This is a genomic window from Colwellia sp. 5_MG-2023, assembly GCF_030547795.1.
In the GTDB taxonomy this organism is placed as follows: domain Bacteria; phylum Pseudomonadota; class Gammaproteobacteria; order Enterobacterales; family Alteromonadaceae; genus Colwellia.
Genome location: NZ_JAUOPW010000064.1, coordinates 1 through 929 on the forward strand (window position 1 = coordinate 1; position 929 = coordinate 929).

General features: G+C 44.3%; 1 protein-coding gene. It reads right to left on the reverse strand.

From position 1 onward, the window contains the following. Positions 1-929, reverse strand: a 929-nt coding sequence (locus tag Q4496_RS17880) for a secretin N-terminal domain-containing protein (protein WP_303610970.1), incomplete at both ends; no start/stop codon positions are given.

Below are 929 nucleotides of genomic sequence, written 5' to 3' on the forward strand. Positions count from 1 at the left end.
GTCGTTGTGCTAGTTGATTTAAATAAATGTCCTAGAATTGGAATGTCGCCAAGTAACGGAACTTTCTGCTCACTCTCTTGCACGTCTTCATCAATGAGGCCACCTAAAATAACCGTTTGGCCACTTTCAACCATTACGGTAGTTTTGATTTCACGTTTGTTAATTGAAATATCAACACCCGTTGCGCCACTAACAGAAGAGACCTCTTGCTCAATGGTAAGTTGTACACTGTTACCTTCGTTAATTTGTGGTGTTACTAAGAGTTTAATCCCCACTTCTTGACGGTCAACGGTTTGAAAAGGGTTTGAGCTGCCAGTACTTGACGCTTGCGAGCCAGTAATCACCGGAATCTCTTGACCTACCAAGAAGTACGCTTCTTCGTTATCCATCGTCGTGATACTTGGCGTGGCAAGAATATTAGAATTGGTGTTTGAGTTAACCGCTTGAATAATTGCGCCCCAGTCATTTTTAGCAATACCAAACATACCGCCACTTACAGTGCCAAGTAGTTGTGCCAAAATAGTATAGTCACCATTCGTATCAGGGTTTTGTGTTTCGCCAGACTCGGTAATAACCACAGTACCTTCTGTTTCTTCAGCGGCTTTAACACCCGCGGCAATACCTGATATAGGCGCTACACCGTTAGTAAACTGAGTAAAACCACCCGCTTCACTGTACCACTGCACACCCAGTTGTGCGCCATCGCTTTCATACACTTCAACAATAATCGCTTCAATGTGTACTTGTGCGCGTGGTACGTCTAGTTGGCGAATAACCCCTTCTAATGAACGTAACATCTCAGGTTGCCCGGTGATAACAACCGTATTGGTTGCTTCATGCGCTTCAATACTGGTTTCGTTTTGTGCGTTGCTCTTACTCGCTGCCCTTGTGGCTTGTGCTTCAGAGGAAATAGTTTTACTCACACCACT